The organism is Lapidilactobacillus gannanensis (genome assembly GCF_003946675.1).
Taxonomy (GTDB): Bacteria; Bacillota; Bacilli; order Lactobacillales; family Lactobacillaceae; genus Lapidilactobacillus; species Lapidilactobacillus gannanensis.
This window is the reverse complement of record NZ_RHOT01000023.1, coordinates 1-17,276: the sequence shown is the minus strand read 5'-3', so window position 1 is coordinate 17,276 and position 17,276 is coordinate 1. Positions and strand designations below refer to the sequence as shown.

13 protein-coding genes are annotated in these 17,276 nt (G+C 38.9%); 7 read left to right on the top strand and 6 right to left on the bottom strand.

Annotation, left to right across the window (positions count from 1 at the left end):
- Positions 1–15 precede the first annotated feature (15 nt).
- From EKM81_RS07165 to EKM81_RS07140, 6 genes are all read left to right on the top strand, one after another.
- Positions 16–990, top strand: coding sequence for a hypothetical protein (locus EKM81_RS07165; RefSeq protein WP_125650279.1), 975 nt, complete (start codon positions 16–18; stop codon positions 988–990).
- A gap of 329 nt (positions 991–1,319) precedes the next feature.
- On the top strand, positions 1,320–2,354 hold the full coding sequence (locus EKM81_RS07160; protein WP_164509254.1) for a MupG family TIM beta-alpha barrel fold protein: 1,035 nt from the start codon (positions 1,320–1,322) through the stop codon (positions 2,352–2,354).
- An 8-nt stretch (positions 2,355–2,362) separates the two neighbouring features.
- A complete protein-coding gene (gene nagZ / locus EKM81_RS07155) occupies positions 2,363–3,919 on the top strand; it encodes a beta-N-acetylhexosaminidase (RefSeq protein ID WP_125650275.1) in 1,557 nt (518 codons plus the stop codon).
- Between the two features lie 27 nt (positions 3,920–3,946).
- Positions 3,947–4,825 (top strand): MurR/RpiR family transcriptional regulator, encoded by an 879-nt coding sequence (locus EKM81_RS07150; RefSeq protein ID WP_125650273.1) that lies wholly within the window; start codon positions 3,947–3,949, stop codon positions 4,823–4,825.
- A gap of 79 nt (positions 4,826–4,904) precedes the next feature.
- Positions 4,905–5,810 carry an N-acetylmuramic acid 6-phosphate etherase gene (gene murQ, locus EKM81_RS07145; RefSeq protein ID WP_125650271.1) on the top strand — a complete coding sequence of 302 codons (906 nt, stop codon included), beginning with the start codon at positions 4,905–4,907 and terminating at the stop codon, positions 5,808–5,810.
- Between the two features lie 86 nt (positions 5,811–5,896).
- The gene (locus tag EKM81_RS07140) at positions 5,897–7,177 is read left to right on the top strand and encodes a PTS sugar transporter subunit IIC (protein ID WP_125650269.1); all 1,281 of its coding nucleotides are present in this window, start codon (positions 5,897–5,899) and stop codon (positions 7,175–7,177) included.
- Positions 7,178–7,268: 91 nt separating this feature from the next.
- On the opposite strand, the gene EKM81_RS07135 is transcribed toward EKM81_RS07140, so the two are convergent.
- The 5 genes from EKM81_RS07135 to EKM81_RS07115 form a co-directional block, all read right to left on the bottom strand.
- Positions 7,269–8,963, bottom strand: coding sequence for an aryl-sulfate sulfotransferase (locus tag EKM81_RS07135; protein ID WP_164509253.1), 1,695 nt, complete (start codon positions 8,961–8,963; stop codon positions 7,269–7,271).
- Between the two features lie 140 nt (positions 8,964–9,103).
- Complete coding sequence (locus tag EKM81_RS07130; protein ID WP_125650267.1) at positions 9,104–10,687, bottom strand: ATP-binding cassette domain-containing protein; 1,584 nt, start codon at positions 10,685–10,687, stop codon at positions 9,104–9,106.
- A gap of 3 nt (positions 10,688–10,690) precedes the next feature.
- Positions 10,691–10,870 carry a hypothetical protein gene (locus EKM81_RS07125; protein ID WP_125650265.1) on the bottom strand — a complete coding sequence of 60 codons (180 nt, stop codon included), beginning with the start codon at positions 10,868–10,870 and terminating at the stop codon, positions 10,691–10,693.
- 765 nt (positions 10,871–11,635) lie between these two features.
- A complete protein-coding gene (locus tag EKM81_RS07120; protein ID WP_125650263.1) occupies positions 11,636–13,417 on the bottom strand; it encodes an ABC transporter ATP-binding protein in 1,782 nt (593 codons plus the stop codon).
- Between the two features lies 1 nt (position 13,418).
- Positions 13,419–15,134: an ABC transporter ATP-binding protein gene (locus tag EKM81_RS07115; protein WP_125650261.1), complete on the bottom strand. Its 1,716-nt coding sequence runs from the start codon at positions 15,132–15,134 to the stop codon at positions 13,419–13,421.
- Between the two features lie 510 nt (positions 15,135–15,644).
- Between EKM81_RS07115 and EKM81_RS07110 the strand changes: the two genes are divergently transcribed.
- A complete protein-coding gene (locus EKM81_RS07110) occupies positions 15,645–16,301 on the top strand; it encodes a hypothetical protein (protein ID WP_164509252.1) in 657 nt (218 codons plus the stop codon).
- A 107-nt stretch (positions 16,302–16,408) separates the two neighbouring features.
- On the opposite strand, the gene EKM81_RS07105 is transcribed toward EKM81_RS07110, so the two are convergent.
- On the bottom strand, positions 16,409–16,942 hold the full coding sequence (locus tag EKM81_RS07105; protein WP_125650257.1) for a GNAT family N-acetyltransferase: 534 nt from the start codon (positions 16,940–16,942) through the stop codon (positions 16,409–16,411).
- Positions 16,943–17,276 lie beyond the last annotated feature (334 nt).

The window sequence follows — 17,276 nt, the reverse complement described above, 5'->3', positions numbered from 1 at the left end:
AAGAAGGAGAATTTTATGACCGCTTCAATTAATAAAATTATTCGTCAGCGCCAAAAGTTGCTACTGCTTGGGTTGTTAGTCGCTTTTCTGATTGTCCTGGCCTTTAGCATCTTAGATGGCATTTCACTGCACAGCCAAGGAATTATTCCTCGATTTATTAATAACCATCATAGTAGCCACGCCGACTGGCTTTATTTTCGTGACACTTACGATGTTGATAATTCCAACGGATTCTTATTTATATTTGCCCTAATCTGGGGCTGGCTAAGTGCTAGTTGGAATAATCAGGGACAATTTTATAATTGGCTTAAAACAACCGGTCAACCACAACGTCAAACCTTCCTGACAATCTGGTGGGAAAATTCCTGGCCGATTCTGCTTATGACCATTATCTTTTGGTTTAGTTCCTTACTCATCTGGCTGTCTGCGATTAGTTGGCAACATCTGAATCTTGGACTTCCAAATTTAATCATGATTTTCCTATACAACATCTTACTTAACCAAGCTGCTTGGAGTTTCTCCTATCTAGTTGGATTGTTCTTTGGTAACCAGATATTTGGTTTACTAGGCTTTAGTTTATTCTGGTGGCTATTAGAACTAGCAGTCAAACGTATTCAAATTTCTTTTCAAATCGGTAAACAAAATAGTAACGTTTTAGGTTTAATGTTGGCCGGCTCAAGTCATACTAGGTTATGGCCGCTAATAGCATTTTACTTAGTAGTTAGTATTGGTGGTGCCTGGCTGTGTTATTTACTTTTTGTTCATCAGTCAGTCGAAAATACTGGCCATTTATTCAGTGTTCCCAGCACTAGTTGGCTGTTTTCATTAGTGCTAATTGGCCTAATCATCATTGCTAATTTACATCTTCACGCCTGGTATAGTTGGATTTTCACCCTCATTTGTATTAGTATCATTTTGCTACCGAATTTATGGTGGCGTCTACGTCGCAAAAAATCTATTATGCTACCATTACTCAACACTCGAAATTAACTCACATCCATTAGCAAGAGTAGTCTAATAATCAAGTACAATATTAAGGGATGTCACTCATTTATTTTCATTGAACAGTAATTATTTAAAAATAATTGTTGAACAATACTGACTGATTTCTGTTCATATGACGTCCATGTACAAAGTTTTTTGAATAAGTAATCCATTATAAGCCTTGATAAATTTATTGATTTATCAAGGTTTATTCTTATGGGTTAAATGAATATTTATTTCTTTTATGAAATCTATTGAAATTATATTTCCATGAGCATATACTGGTATCGTATTAAGAGAACGCATACATTCAATCTATATGGGAGGTTATCTACGTGCTAGGAATTTCGGTCTACCTAAAAACATTTGATGAGAAGTATATTTGTCAGGCAGCTGCAAATGGTGCAAATCTCGTTTTTACCTCACTTCATATTCCTGAAGATGATTTTTCAAAAGTAACAACGACGATGGCGCGATTATTAAGCGTTTGTAATCAATATCACTTGACTCTAGTGCCGGATGTTTCACCAAAAACATTTGAAGTCCTAAAACTACCCAAAAACGACTTTACGGCCCTCCACAAATTAGGCCTGACTGCATTGCGGATTGATTATGGTTTCAATGACTGGCAATTGCTGCATCAGCTTCAAAGTGAATTCACTCTATTTCTTAATGCTAGTACGATTGACCAACATTACCTAGATGAAGCACAGCAAAATGATATTGATTTAAACAAAATTCACGCGGCTCATAATTTTTACCCTAAAGTTGAAACAGGCCTATCGAAAGAATACTTTACTAAACTAAATGCTAAATACCGAGGAACTAAGATAAACTTACTGGCCTTTGTCCCCGGTGATGAACTCAAACGATTTCCACTTTATCAAGGATTACCAACACTAGAAGATCATCGTGGCAAGAATCCGTATGTGAGTGCTGTTGAATTAATTGAGCGTTTCAACATCACTGATGTTGTTATTGGCGATCCAAAAGCAAAATTAACAACTTTAGCTGCCATAAAACTATATCAAGATAAAAGAATTATGACTGTACCACTAATTACTAATGGATTAGATGCCGCGTTTTTTAGTCAAGATTACTCCGTTCGTAAAGATGTTGCTGATAAGTTAATCAGAATTATCGCCCCTCGAACCTCGGACATTGCTATTCAACAAACTGGTGAACGCCCACTTGGTACTCTTACGCAGGACAACCTATTAAATGGTCGCTACAGTGGTGAATTGCAAATTGCCAAGCGGGATCTTCCTTTCAGTGAGAAAACTAATATTCTTGGATACATTCATCCCGAGTATCTTGACTTATTGCAATTTATTGATAGCAATACCAAATTGCGTTTTGTAAAGGCTTAGGCGTAGTGATGGTCAAGAAAATCGTTGAAGCTGGTGAAGCCTTTATCGTCGGTTTTCACGGTACAATAGCTGACGATCATATCACAGAAATGATTCGCAATTATCACGTTGGCGGTGTCATTCTATTTTCAAGAAATATTAGCAACCCTCAACAATTAGCTAATCTGACGAACCAGTTACAGAAAATTGCACGCGATGCCGGTTATCAAGACCCATTGTTGATTTGTTTAGATCAAGAGAATGGTGTTATCCGCCGAATCAACCAAGGTACTGCCTTATTACCAGGTGCAATGGCAATTGCCGCCACTGGCAAGCCTACTAATGCTACGCTATGTTATCGTGCCTCCGCCAATGAATTAAAACAAATGGGTATTAATTGGAACCTAGCACCAGATAGTGATGTCAATAATAACATCAGTAACCCCGTAATTGGTGTGCGTTCATTTGGTGACCAGCCCGAAGTAGTGGCTGAATACGTAAAAGCATCAGTAATTGGCTTACAAAGTGAAGGTGTTGCAAGTTGCTTAAAACATTTCCCTGGTCATGGTAATACAACTACTGATTCGCATCATAACTTGCCAATCATTCAACAGACTCTAGCTGAGTTACGTAAAATCGAATTATTACCGTTTATCGCTGGAATTGAAGCTAACACCTCAGCAATTATGGTTGCTCACATTTTATTTCCGTACTTAGATGACAAACTACCAGCCAGTCTTTCGGCTATGGTCATGACTAATTTACTCAGACAAGATTTAAAATATCCCGGATTGATTGTGACCGACGATTTAGAAATGCTCGCAATTGCCGAACATTACGGGACGGCTGAAGCTTGTCTACTCGCCCTACAGAATGGTGCTGACATGGTCATGGTTTCGCATGTTTATGAGCAGCAAAAACGGGCAATTAATTTAGTTAATCAGGCACTAGCAACTAAACAATTAGCATCTGAAAAATTGTCCGTGGCAATAGATCGTAATCAAAAATTGCGGAGAGAAGTTGGTGAATGGCAAAATCATTTTGTTGAAGATAAATTTAAACAAGTTGTTCATCAGCATCAGAAGCTGGCCGAGAATATTTACCGTCAAAGTTTAACGGTACTGAAAAACACAGAAGTAATTAATGATACAGAAAAGGTAACCGTCATATCTTTCCATCAAATCCAACAAACAAAAGCGATTGATTTCACTGACAAAATAGATCCACTAGTAAAGGCAGTAAAAGCTAGCTATCAAAATTGCCAAGTCTTAGAAATTCCCCTTGATCATAATCTGAATCAAATTGACTTATCATCATTGAATCAAACCAGTTACGTTATCGTTGGAACAACAAATATCAACTCACAGCAAGATTTACAAATACAAGTGTTACAAAAGCTTACAACAATTACAACTCATATTTCTGTTATTGTCCAACGGAATCCTTATGACATTCAATGGCTTCCTCAGCAAATCAAGAATGAAATAGTAACTTATGAAAGCACTTCAACAACTTTAAAAATGGCCATTGAACAATTAGCTCAGGGAAATAAATTTTTCGGTCAGCTACCTATCCACTTACGATAATTTCCGAATAAGCTGGAGGTGCAAAAATTGAGTATTATTCAGGAAGTTTCACTGTTACGAACAGATTTAACAAAGGTAGAGCGAAAAATTGCTTCCTATATTGTCGATTATCCAGAGCTAGTTCTTAAACAAAATGTTGCTGAATTAGCAACTGCAGCAGGTGCTAGTGCTGCCACTGTTATTCGTTTCTTTCAAAAAAATGGTTATTCTAATTTAGCTCAATTCAAGCTTCTCTTAGCTTCTGACCTAGCAATTACAAAGCGTAGAACTAACGATGATGTCAAACCACATAGTGACTATGATATTGTCAAACAGAAATTATTGAATAATTCAATTGAGTCACTCCAACAGACAAGTGACACCTTAACAAAAGAATCTGTCATGGCAATTATCAAGAAAATTCACGATGCCCAACAAATCTATCTTTTTGGCCTCGGCGCCTCGTCATTAGTCGCCGAAAATATTACTCAAAAATGGGCGCGCTTAGGCATTCAATTCTCCTCCTTTCAGGAAATAAACCTATTTTTACCAGCATTAGAAACCGCTACTAAAAACGATCTTATTTGGTTTATTTCTAACTCTGGTAGTACACCAGAAATTGTCTGGGCGGCAAAAATCGCAAAGGAAAAGCAGCTAACAACCGTTTCATTAACAAAATATGATGCCAATCCTTTAGCAGACCTAACAGAATTACGTTTACACACAGCGACACCACTTGAAGCAAAGATCAGAAGTGCAGCAACTAATTCATTATTATCGCAATTCTTAGTTGTTGATATTATTTACTATTTTTATCTCAGTCAATATTACGATGAAAGTAACGACAACATTACTCGAACTCATCAAATTATTGAGCGTTATCATCAAGAAACTCTGAACAACAAAAATCAAAGCAATCAGGGGTGAGTGGCATGTTTACTCGGACTCGGGGACCAACATTTAACTTCATTTCTTCTAGGCATATTTTTTGAAAGAGGGTTAGCTGATGCAACAACGAATAACAGAACAACGCAATTCTAGATCGTTGAATATCGATACCATGTCAACTGTGGAAATCATTAAGCTAATCAATCAGGAAGATCAACAGGTTCCTGCAATTATCGGCCAACCTAATGTTCAGGATGCAATTGCAACTATCATTGATCAAATTGTTCTTAGTTTCCAAAACAATGGCCGTTTGTTCTATCTTGGTGCTGGCACTAGTGGCAGATTAGGTATCCTTGATGCTGCCGAATGTGTTCCAACATTTGGTAGCGCTCCTGAGATGATCCAAGGTCTAATAGCTGGTGGATCTGGGGCTTTAATCAAAGCAGTGGAAGGCGCCGAGGACTCAGCCGAATTGGGTGCTAATGATTTAAAAGAAAAACAATTAGCTGAAAATGATTTTGTTTTGGGCATTGCGGCTAGTGGACGTACGCCTTATGTAATTGGTGGTTTAGACTACGCCAAATCGATTGGCTGTCAAACAGGAGCATTAAGTTGTAATAACAATGCAATTATTAGTCGACATGCGACTTATGCTATTGAAGCAGTAGTAGGTCCTGAAGTCATTACTGGTTCGACACGCATGAAAGCTGGAACTGCTCAGAAACTAATTCTAAATACAATTTCGACAACAGCAATGATTAAATTGGGAAAAGTTTATAGTAACTTAATGGTGGATGTTCAGCCAACTAATTTAAAGCTAGTTGATCGAGCTAAGCGGATTATTCAAGACGCTACTGATGTTGATTATAAAACAGCAACTCAATTTTATAACGATGCTGCTGGCCAACCTAAAGTTGCGATTGTGATGATCAATGGTCAAGTTAGCCGGCAACAAGCAGAACAAATTTTAAACGCAAATAATGGTTTTATCTCACGGGCATTGGACAGTTTAATAATTAATTAACAATTTTTTGTAAGCGTTAACTTCTATGAATATTATTTTATCTTTTACTTAAGTCAAAACAGCTATTTTTCGGGAGGAAAATAATTATGCAGAAAATGACAAATTTTATTGAAAAGCGAATTGCACCACCACTGATCAAGTTTGCCAACCTACGTTATGTACAAGTTATTCAACGAAACGGTTTAGGCATCATGAGTTTGTTAGTTATTGGATCAATTTTCCTGTTATTTGCATCATTCCCAATTCCAGCTTATCTTAATTTTTTAGGTGATTTCCGCTGGACAATTGCTGCAGCTTCAGGTGTCGGCACCTCATTTATCGCTCTCTATACAGTTGCCACAACGTCTTATGCAACCGTTGAATGGTATAACAAAAATCGCGATGAAAAAACGGATATCATGCAACCAATGATCTTAGCAATTGCCTCATATCTATTACTAAATCCTGCAGAAACAGTTTCAACGGTTGTCAAGGGTTCTAAAACTGCTGGAACTTTCACTGGTGTACCAACTACTTATATGGGCGCACTTGGCGTTTTTGCTGCAATTATTATTGGCATCCTAACAGTTGAAATTTATCGTTTCTTTGTTCGCCGTAATTGGACAATTAAATTACCAGAAAATGTACCACCAATGGTTGCCAATTCTTTCACTGCTTTAATTCCAAGTTTCTTCGTTGTTGTTATTTGGTGGTTAATTGGTTCTGTGTTAAAAATCAACCTACCACAAGTTATTGCTGATATCTTCAAACCATTAGTTGCCGTTGGTGATACACCAATTGCAATGTTGATTGCCACTGCTTTAAACCGTGGCTTATGGTCAGTTGGGATTCACGGTGGTAATATTGTTGGCGGTGTTGCTGGTACTTTCTGGACCCAAATGGTTGCCGCAAACCAGGCCGCTTTTGCAAAGGGTACCGCACTTCCTTACACTTATACCAGCATTTTCCAAGATGTTTATGTGATGACTGGATTAGTACCTCTTGCCCTCTGTCTCCTTTTAGTTAAATCGAAACGCTACAAAGGGATGGGTGCCTTATCAATCGTTCCAGCAATGTTTAATATTGGTGAACCTTTGATCTTCGGCTTACCAATTATGTTAAACCCATTAATGATGATTCCATTTATCCTATCTCCAGTTTTAATGAACGTTTTAGCAATTATCTTTGTTAGTATCAAATGGATTCCCGTACCAGTATTGTCAGTACCATGGATCACTCCTGCCCCAATCAAGGCCTTCTTAGCCACTGGTGGTAGTATTCCTGCCTTGCTCTTCGTACTGCTTGGTTGGATTGTTTCCTTTATGATTTACTACCCATTCGTTCGTGCTCTTGATAGCGCAGAACGTAGCGGTGAATTAGCAATTTAACTAATATTTTCCAAAAAAGCTAACCCCATATACTAAAGCACCACTTAACTTGGATTTCGCCGTCCAGTTAAGTGGTGCTTTTCAATTTATCTTATTCATTCAAATCAAATACATAACTGCTATCATAAACCGGCAAGCGGTAAGCGCGGTAGACGTAGGCTTTGGCCGAGGGATTAGAGACGGTTAAATTATAGACTTGGTTCTGGCCGTTAACTTCAATAATATTACTTTCAGTGCCACTGCCTTTATAACCAAAATCAATTAAGTAATTGTTACCGGTTAATTTTTGGGTATAGCCAATGACTTCAGTGAAGTTGGCCTTGCCTAGAGTTTTACCATAGGACCAGGTTTGTTTAATGGTCATCGTTTTAGTATCAATATGATATTGGACCCCTTCAGAATATTTGCCGGAAGTGCTAGCGTCACCATTAGTCACATCAATATTATTGTTATACAGCAAAATGTTTTCACTACTTGGATCGCCGTTATCATCACTTAGTAAAGTGACCCCGTGCTGACCACCAGTAATCGTTGTCCCTGCTGTCCCAGTCAATAAGAGCGAGCGATATTTTTCTGGCCAACTGCTCTTCTTTTTACCGGAATAAATCCACTTGATCTTAGCTGTCTTCAGGTCTAACTTCATAATCATATCCTGATTGCGGCCAGAAATAATAATGCTGCCATCATTACTGTCATAGTCAACGGCATTCTGATGGAACCAATCAACAGTGCCATCACTGCTGGCCTTGTAACTTTCATACATCGACTTCGGCAGCAACTTCTTCAAGTCGATCACCTGCGTCACTTTACCAGTTGTATGAGAAATGACCACCATGGTATCTTCAACGTATTTCGAGCCATCACTGACTGTTGCTAGTAAATCATGATTTGGTAATTCTAAAATATCGTGATGAATCACAGTTTTGTCAGAATTAGCATTTTCACTGTGGCCAGTTTTAGTATCAAAAGTATACTCCTTGTAGACACGACCGAGTAAATCCGTCTCAACCAAATCATTGTAGGTTGTTCCTGACTGATCGTTCTTAGTCAGCATCAAATAATGACCATTGGAAATTGGTTCCAGCATATGTTGAACATACAAAGTTGAATACCAACGCACAGCACCATCAGCATCAACGGCAAAGGATTCCTTAGTCGTCCGAACTAGAAAGGTGAGTTTATTATCACCAATATCCATCTCACTCTTGTTACTCTTGCTGACAGTAATCTTGGTGGAAGCAATGTATTTCGGCAAAGTTGAAGTGGTTGTGATTGCCAAAGTTTTCGTGGTGGTCGTACCATTTTCATAGGTTACGGTAATTTTTACAGTATTATTGCCAGCATACAGGCCTACAACTGGTACTTGATGCTGCGTTTGATAACCACCGTTGACCGTATTAGTAATACTTGTTCCGTTGGTTTTACCAACGACCGTATAACTAACCTTAGCCTTTTCCGTCGTGGTAAAAAGCACCAGTGCAGTTAGCGGCGAAGTACCATAAGGATTGACTTTCACGTAAGGCGTGTCCACAGTATAGGCCGTGTTAGCCAAGGCAGCTTGATAAGTCTTGGTGGCCGTTTTTTGCGCAGTGGCACGAGTTGTCACCAACTTGCTACCTAAATTAGCCGTGATTTCCGCGCTTGATAAGGGCACATTCTCATCGGCATTAGCGGTGTCTTGCTGACAACCAGTTAAAACCGCCAAGGTTGCACTTAACGCAATTAATAATGATGTTTTAATTATTTTTCGATACTTCACGAATAATCCCAACTCCAAACGTCTCATTTATTAGTCCTTATCATACAGAAAAGTTATGAACTGATAATGAATTTTGCGATGAAGTTATGAACTAATTGTAAGGATTATGTGACATTTTTGTAAGGTGAGTGTGATACTCACACCATTAAATCGTGAAGTTGCCATTATTAAGCCACTGGTTTGACTGCAACAGTTTGATCGACCAGACGATTGGCGCCGTCTGCAGAACGATGCGAGGTAAATAAGACTGTTCGTTGCGGTTCTTGCAGAATTGCCGTTTCAATAGCAGTGGCAGTGTCCTGATCAACATTGGCTGTAACTTCATCTAATAATAAAACTGGTGCCTTCGTTAAAATCGCCCGGGCAATGCACAAGCGCTGACGTTCACCACCGGATAATTCATCGGACAGCTCACTGATCTCGGTATCTAATTGCTGCGGTAATTGTTTAATGCGCGTTTCTAACTGAACTAGTTTCAAGGTTTGCCACAGCTCGGTATCCGAAATTGTCGAAGCTAACGTTAAATTATAGCGAATACTACCGGAGAAGATATGTGTCGCTTGCGGCACATACAGGACCTGTTGTTGATAAGAAACTGTCGCCACTTGCCAAGAATAATTACCAGTACTAGGTGTGACCAAACTAGCTAAAGTTTTCAACAACGTTGTTTTACCAGCCCCACTGGGACCAGCCACAAACACTTTGTGGTCAAACGGGACTTTAAAACTAATTGGTGCTAACCAAGTATTGTCGCGATCACCAACTGCTAACTGCGAAACCGTTAAATCAGGGCGCGCTGCTTCGTCGAACTCAGCATCAACGTGCGGCGTATAGTCGAGTCCCTGATACTTTTTGCAAATTGCACTCATCAATTTAAAACTCACAATTGCATTACCTAAACCAGTAAAAGAAGTGACAAAAATTCCGGCTAAGTTACCCGTCGCATAAAAAGAGCCAGCCGTTAACTGACCGTTGAGCACTAACAAGGAAGTCGTAATAATGATCACGTACTGTGAAACTTGACCAAAAAGACCATTGACTAACCCGGCCTGGGCAGTTTTGACACTTTGATTTACTGCTGCAGCCTTCGTCGCTTCTGATTGTTGTTTGATCAAGCGCGGAATCTCAATTCGTTTATGGAAAGCAAACAAGACCTCAAAACCACCAAGTACATTCTGAACAACATGATTCATTTTTTCATTCTGCTCAGTCAAACGCTTTGTTGCTACCGTCACCCAAGATGTGGTAATACGTGGAATAATTGTGGACAGAATAGCCAAAACAATCCCACTCACACCAATCAACCAATGATAAGAAAATAACATCATAATCGGGAATAATAGCCCAAAGGCGTACATAATGATATTAAATAATGCTTGCAATCCCTTTTGCTCAATCTGACTAATGTCATTATTAAACCATGACGAATATTCACCAGTAGTTCGTTTGGTGACAGCTTGATAGTCAAGATTAGCAATCCCGGTCCCTAAATCAGTCCGAATGGCTGTATCAACACTTTGCGTGATTTTTTGCTGCCAAATTTCGCTATATAAATCGGCCAGCACCATGAAAACAGTCGCGATAATACTCAGTGCCAGCCAGAAAAAGAATTGCCGTTGATTTTTCTTGATCAAGGTATCAATCACTTTGCTAATCGCTACACTGGTGAAAGTCTGACTAAAAATAATTGCGGCTGTTAAAACTGTATACCCCATTAACGTCCCACGAAACATCTTCAAATAGCGTTTCATTTACTAATCATCCCTTTGCTGGCATTTCAACTGTTGATCTGGCGGTATTGCTGTTTCAATCCGCGTAATTTCTTGATTTAATCGATCGCGAAGCTGTTTAATGACAGGCAAATTTTGTGGCGTGACCTGAAAAGAAATCTGCTCAAAATGATTTTTATTGCGAATGATAATTCTATGACTCATTTTCTCGCTTCCTATCGATTAATATCTCATTTAATTATTGAATTAATATCATCATCTCTCATTATTTAAATCTTGGTGTTTAATAATCATTGGTTTGATAGGAGAATTAATCAATTATGTTATTAACAGCCAACATTAATACTCTCATCTTGTTAGAAATATTCTAATTCACATTTAATTTTATTGCAACGTTTTTTTATAATTATTAAATAATAGCTGGGCCAATTGTCCAATAACAGTTCTATACACAAATTTGATTAACTACTGGCTACTAAAATAATTTGCTTTTTACCAATGTGCAGAGGGATTGATTAAGTCGCTCCCTAAGTTGGTACCAGCGATTAAGCTCTACGAGATAAAATGGTGCCCATACTTTCCAAAATTAGTTGGATAAACCAACTAACTGAACTGATTACCACTGTTTAGAAGATCAGATTGTGGTGAACTAATAGTTTGATTGACAAGCTTTATGGAATTCAAGGAATCGGCATGTAACATAACTGGTGATTTTCAGTTAAACTATTTTGGTTTTACTGTTCAAGCTTAACATCAATCTAACAGAGTTGAGCTGACCCACAATAACTGCCTTAACCACTAACAACATTGAAGTGAACTAACTCAACTCCAGACGGAATGGCGTCGGCACCAGTTTTGCTTTAACATCTTCACTAAATTCTAAATGCATGTGACCAAACAAAAAACCATGAGTCCAAGAACAGGACCACATGGTTTTGCTGAAATGACTATTCAATTGTTAACTACAACTTATTCAAAGACCATCTGATTATGGTACAACTCCGCGTAGAAACCTTTTTCAGCGAGTAATTGCTGATGGTTACCTTCTTCAATCACATTGCCGTCGCGAAGCACAACAATCTTATCGGCATTCAGAATTGTCTTGAGACGATGGGCAATCACGAAACTTGTCCGCCCCTGAATCACGTTGTCCATGGCTTCTTGAATCTGCGCCTCAGTAACGGTATCAACATTGGAAGTCGCTTCGTCAAGAATCAATAGCCGTGGATTCGTGATAATTGTCCGTGCAATCGACATTAACTGCTTCTGACCAGCGGAGAAAATTGTATTCTCATCACTGATCATCGTGTCATAACCATCATCTAACGTCATGATGAAGTCATGAATTCGTGCTTGTTTAGCAGCATCATACAATTCTTCATCAGTCGCATCAGGTTTACCAAACTTGATATTCTCGCCAATTGTTCCCGAGAATAGTTGCGGATCTTGGAGGACAATCCCAACGTTTTCACGCAAGGACATGAGATCCATCTCACGAATATCCACACCATCAAAAGTAATACTACCAGAATCTAAATCATAGAAACGATTTAGTAAGTTCATAACCGTTGTCTTGCCAGACCCTGTTGGCCCAACTAAAGCGACCATCTCGCCGTGATCAACTTCAATATTGACGCCATGTAAGATTTCTTTGCCTGGTAAATAACTGAAGTGTACGTCTTTTAATTCAATTTTATCATGAATGCCATCAAGAATTTTACCATTCTCTGGGCTAATCTCATCAGGCTGTTCGCGAACTTCATTAATTCGCCGCGCACCCGTAATCGCTAGCTGAATCATACTGTATAACGAGGTTAATGAAATAATTGGTTGGTAATACTGTTGGGCTAATTGTACGAAAATAACAACCAAACCTAAGCCAGCAGCCACTGACATACCTTGTTGCAACACTAGAGCTGACCCAACAAAAATAACTAAGGCTGTGTTAAACAATGACATGCCTTGCATTAATGGGAACAGAATACCAGACCAAACTTGACCGCGTAAGGTTGTCTTTTTAACTTCTTCATTGTGCTTCAAGAAGCCTTTAATTGATTCCTGTTGTAGCCCATTAGTAATAATAATTTTCTGACCCGTAATTTGCTCATTAATGTAGCCGTTTAATTTACCGACATCATCTTGTTGTTCATTGACGTACTTCTGCGCCTTAACAATGATCACCGCCGCCAAAACCACCGCTACTGGTGTTGAGGCAACTGCTACCCAAGCCAACGTCACGTTTTGTCGGAACATCATGATAATCATCCCGATAAACAAAGTAATACTAGCAAAAATTTCAAACATTGCTTGATTCATGGCATTGAAAATATTATCCAAGTCTGAAGTGTAACGAGCTAAAATATCACCATCAGAATGAGTATCGAAATAACTGACGCGCATCCATTGCATCTTGCGGAATAAACCGATCCGCATTGTCCCCGTTGAGCGTCCAGCAATTTGCGAAATAATCAAAGAACTAATCAACATCGCGGCAGCATTGAAAATGTAAAACCAAGCCATTTTAATAATTGCACTGTTAAACGTGGCTTGTGAAGCTTGCGCCCGAGTTGCTGGATTCGACCAAGTTTGCAAATACTTCGTTAGGGCAGTAATCGCATCGCCCATGTAAATTGGCGCCTTAACCTGTAGATATGAGGCCAGAATTGTTAGTGCTAAAACAATTAATAACCCTGGCCAATATTTACGTAAATAATGCGCGTAAAACTTACCGGCTCCTTTTAAATCATTCATCTTAAACCTCCTCCAACGCCTTTTGCGTCCGATAGATTTCCTGATAAACCGCGTTATTCTTAACTAATTCGTGATGAGTCCCAGAACCCACGATTTTTCCTTCATCAAGCACTAAAATTCGATCTGCTTTAATGATCGAAGCGATTTTTTCAGCAATAATTACAGTTGTGGTTTGTCCGAGATCACGTGCCAAAGCTTCTTGGACTAATTTCTCCGATTTAGCATCCAAGGCACTTGTTGAATCGTCCATGATCAAAATATCCGGCTTGCTAATAATGCCTCGCGTAATCGAGAGCCGTTGCTTCTGACCGCCAGAGAAGTTCGCTGAACGTTCCTCAATCGGCGCATCATACTGATGATCCAAACGCTCAATAAATTCAGCAGATTGCGCAATATGCGCTGCCCACCGCATATCATTGACGGTTGCATCAGCCTTACCTTGACGTAAATTATGGGCAATTGTCCCAGAAAAAAGTGTTGACCGCTGTAACACATAAGATACCGCCCGTCGCAAAGAATGTTCATTCACATCTTTGACATTCTCGCCACCGACTTTAACCGTCCCTGTTTCTGGATCAAACAATCGCGGAATCAACTGGGCTAAACTAGATTTACCTGAACCAGTTGCGCCAACGATACCAATCATTTCTCCAGGTTTTACCGAGAAGTTGATATCTTGTAAAGTAGGTGCGTCATCCCCAGGATAAGTAAAAGTTACATGATCGAATTCAATTGAACCTGATAACTTCTCTTCAGGTACATCGGGGAAAGTTAAACTTGGCTTAGTATCATAGATTTCTTGTAACCGCCGTAAAGAAACGAAGGCCCGTGAAGCCCCAGTCAGCATGAAGCCACCATTAACAATCGCAAATAAAATTTGGTATAAATAACTAACAAAAGCAGTGATTGCTGCTAGAGCACCAGGATCACTTGTTACCATACTCCCTACTAACATAATTGAACCAGCCATGGCCAAGTCCCCAATTAAGAAGAACGCAGGCATTAAAATTGAGAACAAGTTCCCAATAATAATTGTGACTTTAGTCATTTTATCCGAAGCTTCAGAGAACTGTTCAATTTGATTCTGCTCTTGAACAAACGACTTCACCACGCGAATTCCCATTAAGTTCTCGCGAGCTAAAGTGTTGTTACGATCCAACATAGTCTGCATTTTCTCGAAATACTGACCCATTTTGGAAAACGAAAAATAGCTAATGACGAAAATTAAAATCATCATTAAAATAATGACCCACCATAATTTAGGTAAGGTAATAATCGCCAAAATAAAGGAACCGATGAATAAAATCGGCACCCGAGTTAATTGTTGGAGTACGGACATGACAACCATTTGCATCTGATTGATATCATTTGTCAGTCGTACCACCAAATTTGAAGCTGAGAATTTCTCAATGTCCTGAAATGAGAAAGTTTGAATCTGCCGATATGCTTTCTCACGCATATCAGCAGCCACACCTTGTGCTGCTCGCGCCGAATAGATCGTATTGACAATTCCGGCAATAATACCCAGAATTGCTAACGCCACCAACTCGATTCCGAGTTTGGTAACAGTGCTGCTGTCACGTTTGATGATTGCATTTAGCATATCCTGCAGTAAATGCGGTTGCCATAACGTGGCAAAAGAAATAATAACTACGGCCACAGTTGACCAAATCACATCAGATTTGTACTTTTTCAAGTAATGACCCAAAGTTTTCATGTCCGAACCCCCTATCGGTTTTTTTAGAATAACTCTTTCATTATACTGTAAGAAATTTATACAAGCCAGTAAAAAATAAGAGTGTGAGGGCTGCCGGTCCTTTGGCGTAGGATAATTTCAAATAATACTTTGAGCTGGTGCAACCAGATCGAAGCATTATTTAAATTAGCCATAGCCATTTGGCAGCCCAAACACGTTTCGGATCAGAGTGTGAGGAGCGACGTACTTTTGGCGTAGCGTAATTTCGATAATTTGATTGGGCACTGCAAGTGACCGAGCAAATTATCAAATTAGGCATAGCCATTTGTCGCCCCGAACACGTTTCAATCAGAGTGTGAGATGCGACGTACTTTTGGCATAAAAAGCAGTCAGTACTTATCTACCATCTCAAGTAAATAGTATTGGATTGCAAGCACTATCTAATTGTGCAACAATAAACTTAATAGTAATTATGATTACTGCAAAAGGAGCGAGGGCATGAATTCTCACTTAAAAAAATTTTTAAGTTTAATGATAATCAGTATTTTCTTTTTACTTACCGGGCTAAATGAATCAAACAGTGTAGTTAAAGCAGCCAAGGAAGTGACTGATGGCAATGTCACTATCGTTTATCCAGATCAGGAAAGCGAGCAGCTCAAAATCACTGAACTCGTTGACGATAACGTCACAGTTGTTTATCTTGAATCAGCTAACGCTAAGACCACAAGTAACCAACAAGCCATGACCACGACTTATCCAGGAAATGGTCATGCGTATGTTAATGAAAGTTTACCATCAACGCCGCTACCACTTAAAAATTACCGCCAGATTCTGGAGCCGATTCAAGTCACACCAGATTATGAAGCAGTTATCAGTTTCTATTGTTTAACTAGCGAAGGTAATAATTTCAGAGCCATTAAAAAAATCGTTTACATTGATGTAATGCAATTAAATGGGACCAAGTTCAAACAGTTTAATGGGCATATTTATGCTCATTTAAGTGATGCCAATCAGTTACACTACTTTATTGATGGTGACTTCTATAATTCAAACGAAAACGGGCGCACCATTCCAGAAACTGGCCAGGTTCTGGACAAAGATAGCCTGTTAACTAACTTTACAGCTGAAGGCATTAATCCGGCTAGTAAAAATAATTATATTTTTCAAGAGGGACAGGTTAACTTCTAGCTCCAGCTTCCATTAATATTGTCTCGTAAAAAATTAAATTCTAATAAAAACAGTTCATTGGCACTTCTTTTAAAGAAGTTGTCAATGAACTGTTTTAATTTACTACCTTACAAATTCAATTCATAAGCTCGACGCGCATTATCTTCGTGATCCTCTGCGGGTTCATCGACATAAATTTTGCCGCGGTATTGATAACCAAAACTAGTAACCACTGCTTGCATCCGTTTATTAAGTTCATGAGTATCGATTCGAAAATTTCGAACCCCGCTGGCATAAGCCTGACTAATTAAGTCAGAGAAGAAATAATGGCTTAAATGCTGACCGCCAAATTGCCGACCAATCGCAATTCGATGAATCGTTGCATAAGGATCAGTGACATTCTGCCAAGCACCGTTTTCAATCTCAATATAATTTGCATCATTACCGACGATCATCGTGGCTGTGCCAGCAATTTCGGACCCCACCATTAGTAACCAACATTGCTGGGCTGAGATATCCTGAGTTAGCGCCGCTTCGTCAGGATAGCCATCTTGCCACTGCGGGCTACCGTCAGCCTTTAATTGCGCTTTGGCCTGATTAATAATCGTCATGATTGCTGGTAAATCATTTTGTCGTGCCTGTTTAATATAAATCAAACTCATCTTGAAACCTCCATTGCTAGCAGATATCTTTAAGAATACCATTTTTGTTGGCTATTGGTACCACTAAAAGTAAAAAGTATTTAACAGTTATACTTTGGCTATAACACCAATTAGTCTTCACTTAAAAAAGCAACTTTCTAAAAATCAACGATCACTTTTATCCTGTTTAGATTAGCTGAATTAACTTAGATTCCTCACAACCAATTATCTTGACGCTTAGATTGTAATTAATTCATCACTATATTATAAATTAATAACCTGAATTATTCATAGTTCATAAAAATCCCGTCAGTTTTCGTATTTTTTCGAAAACTGACGGGTATGTCTTTATCTT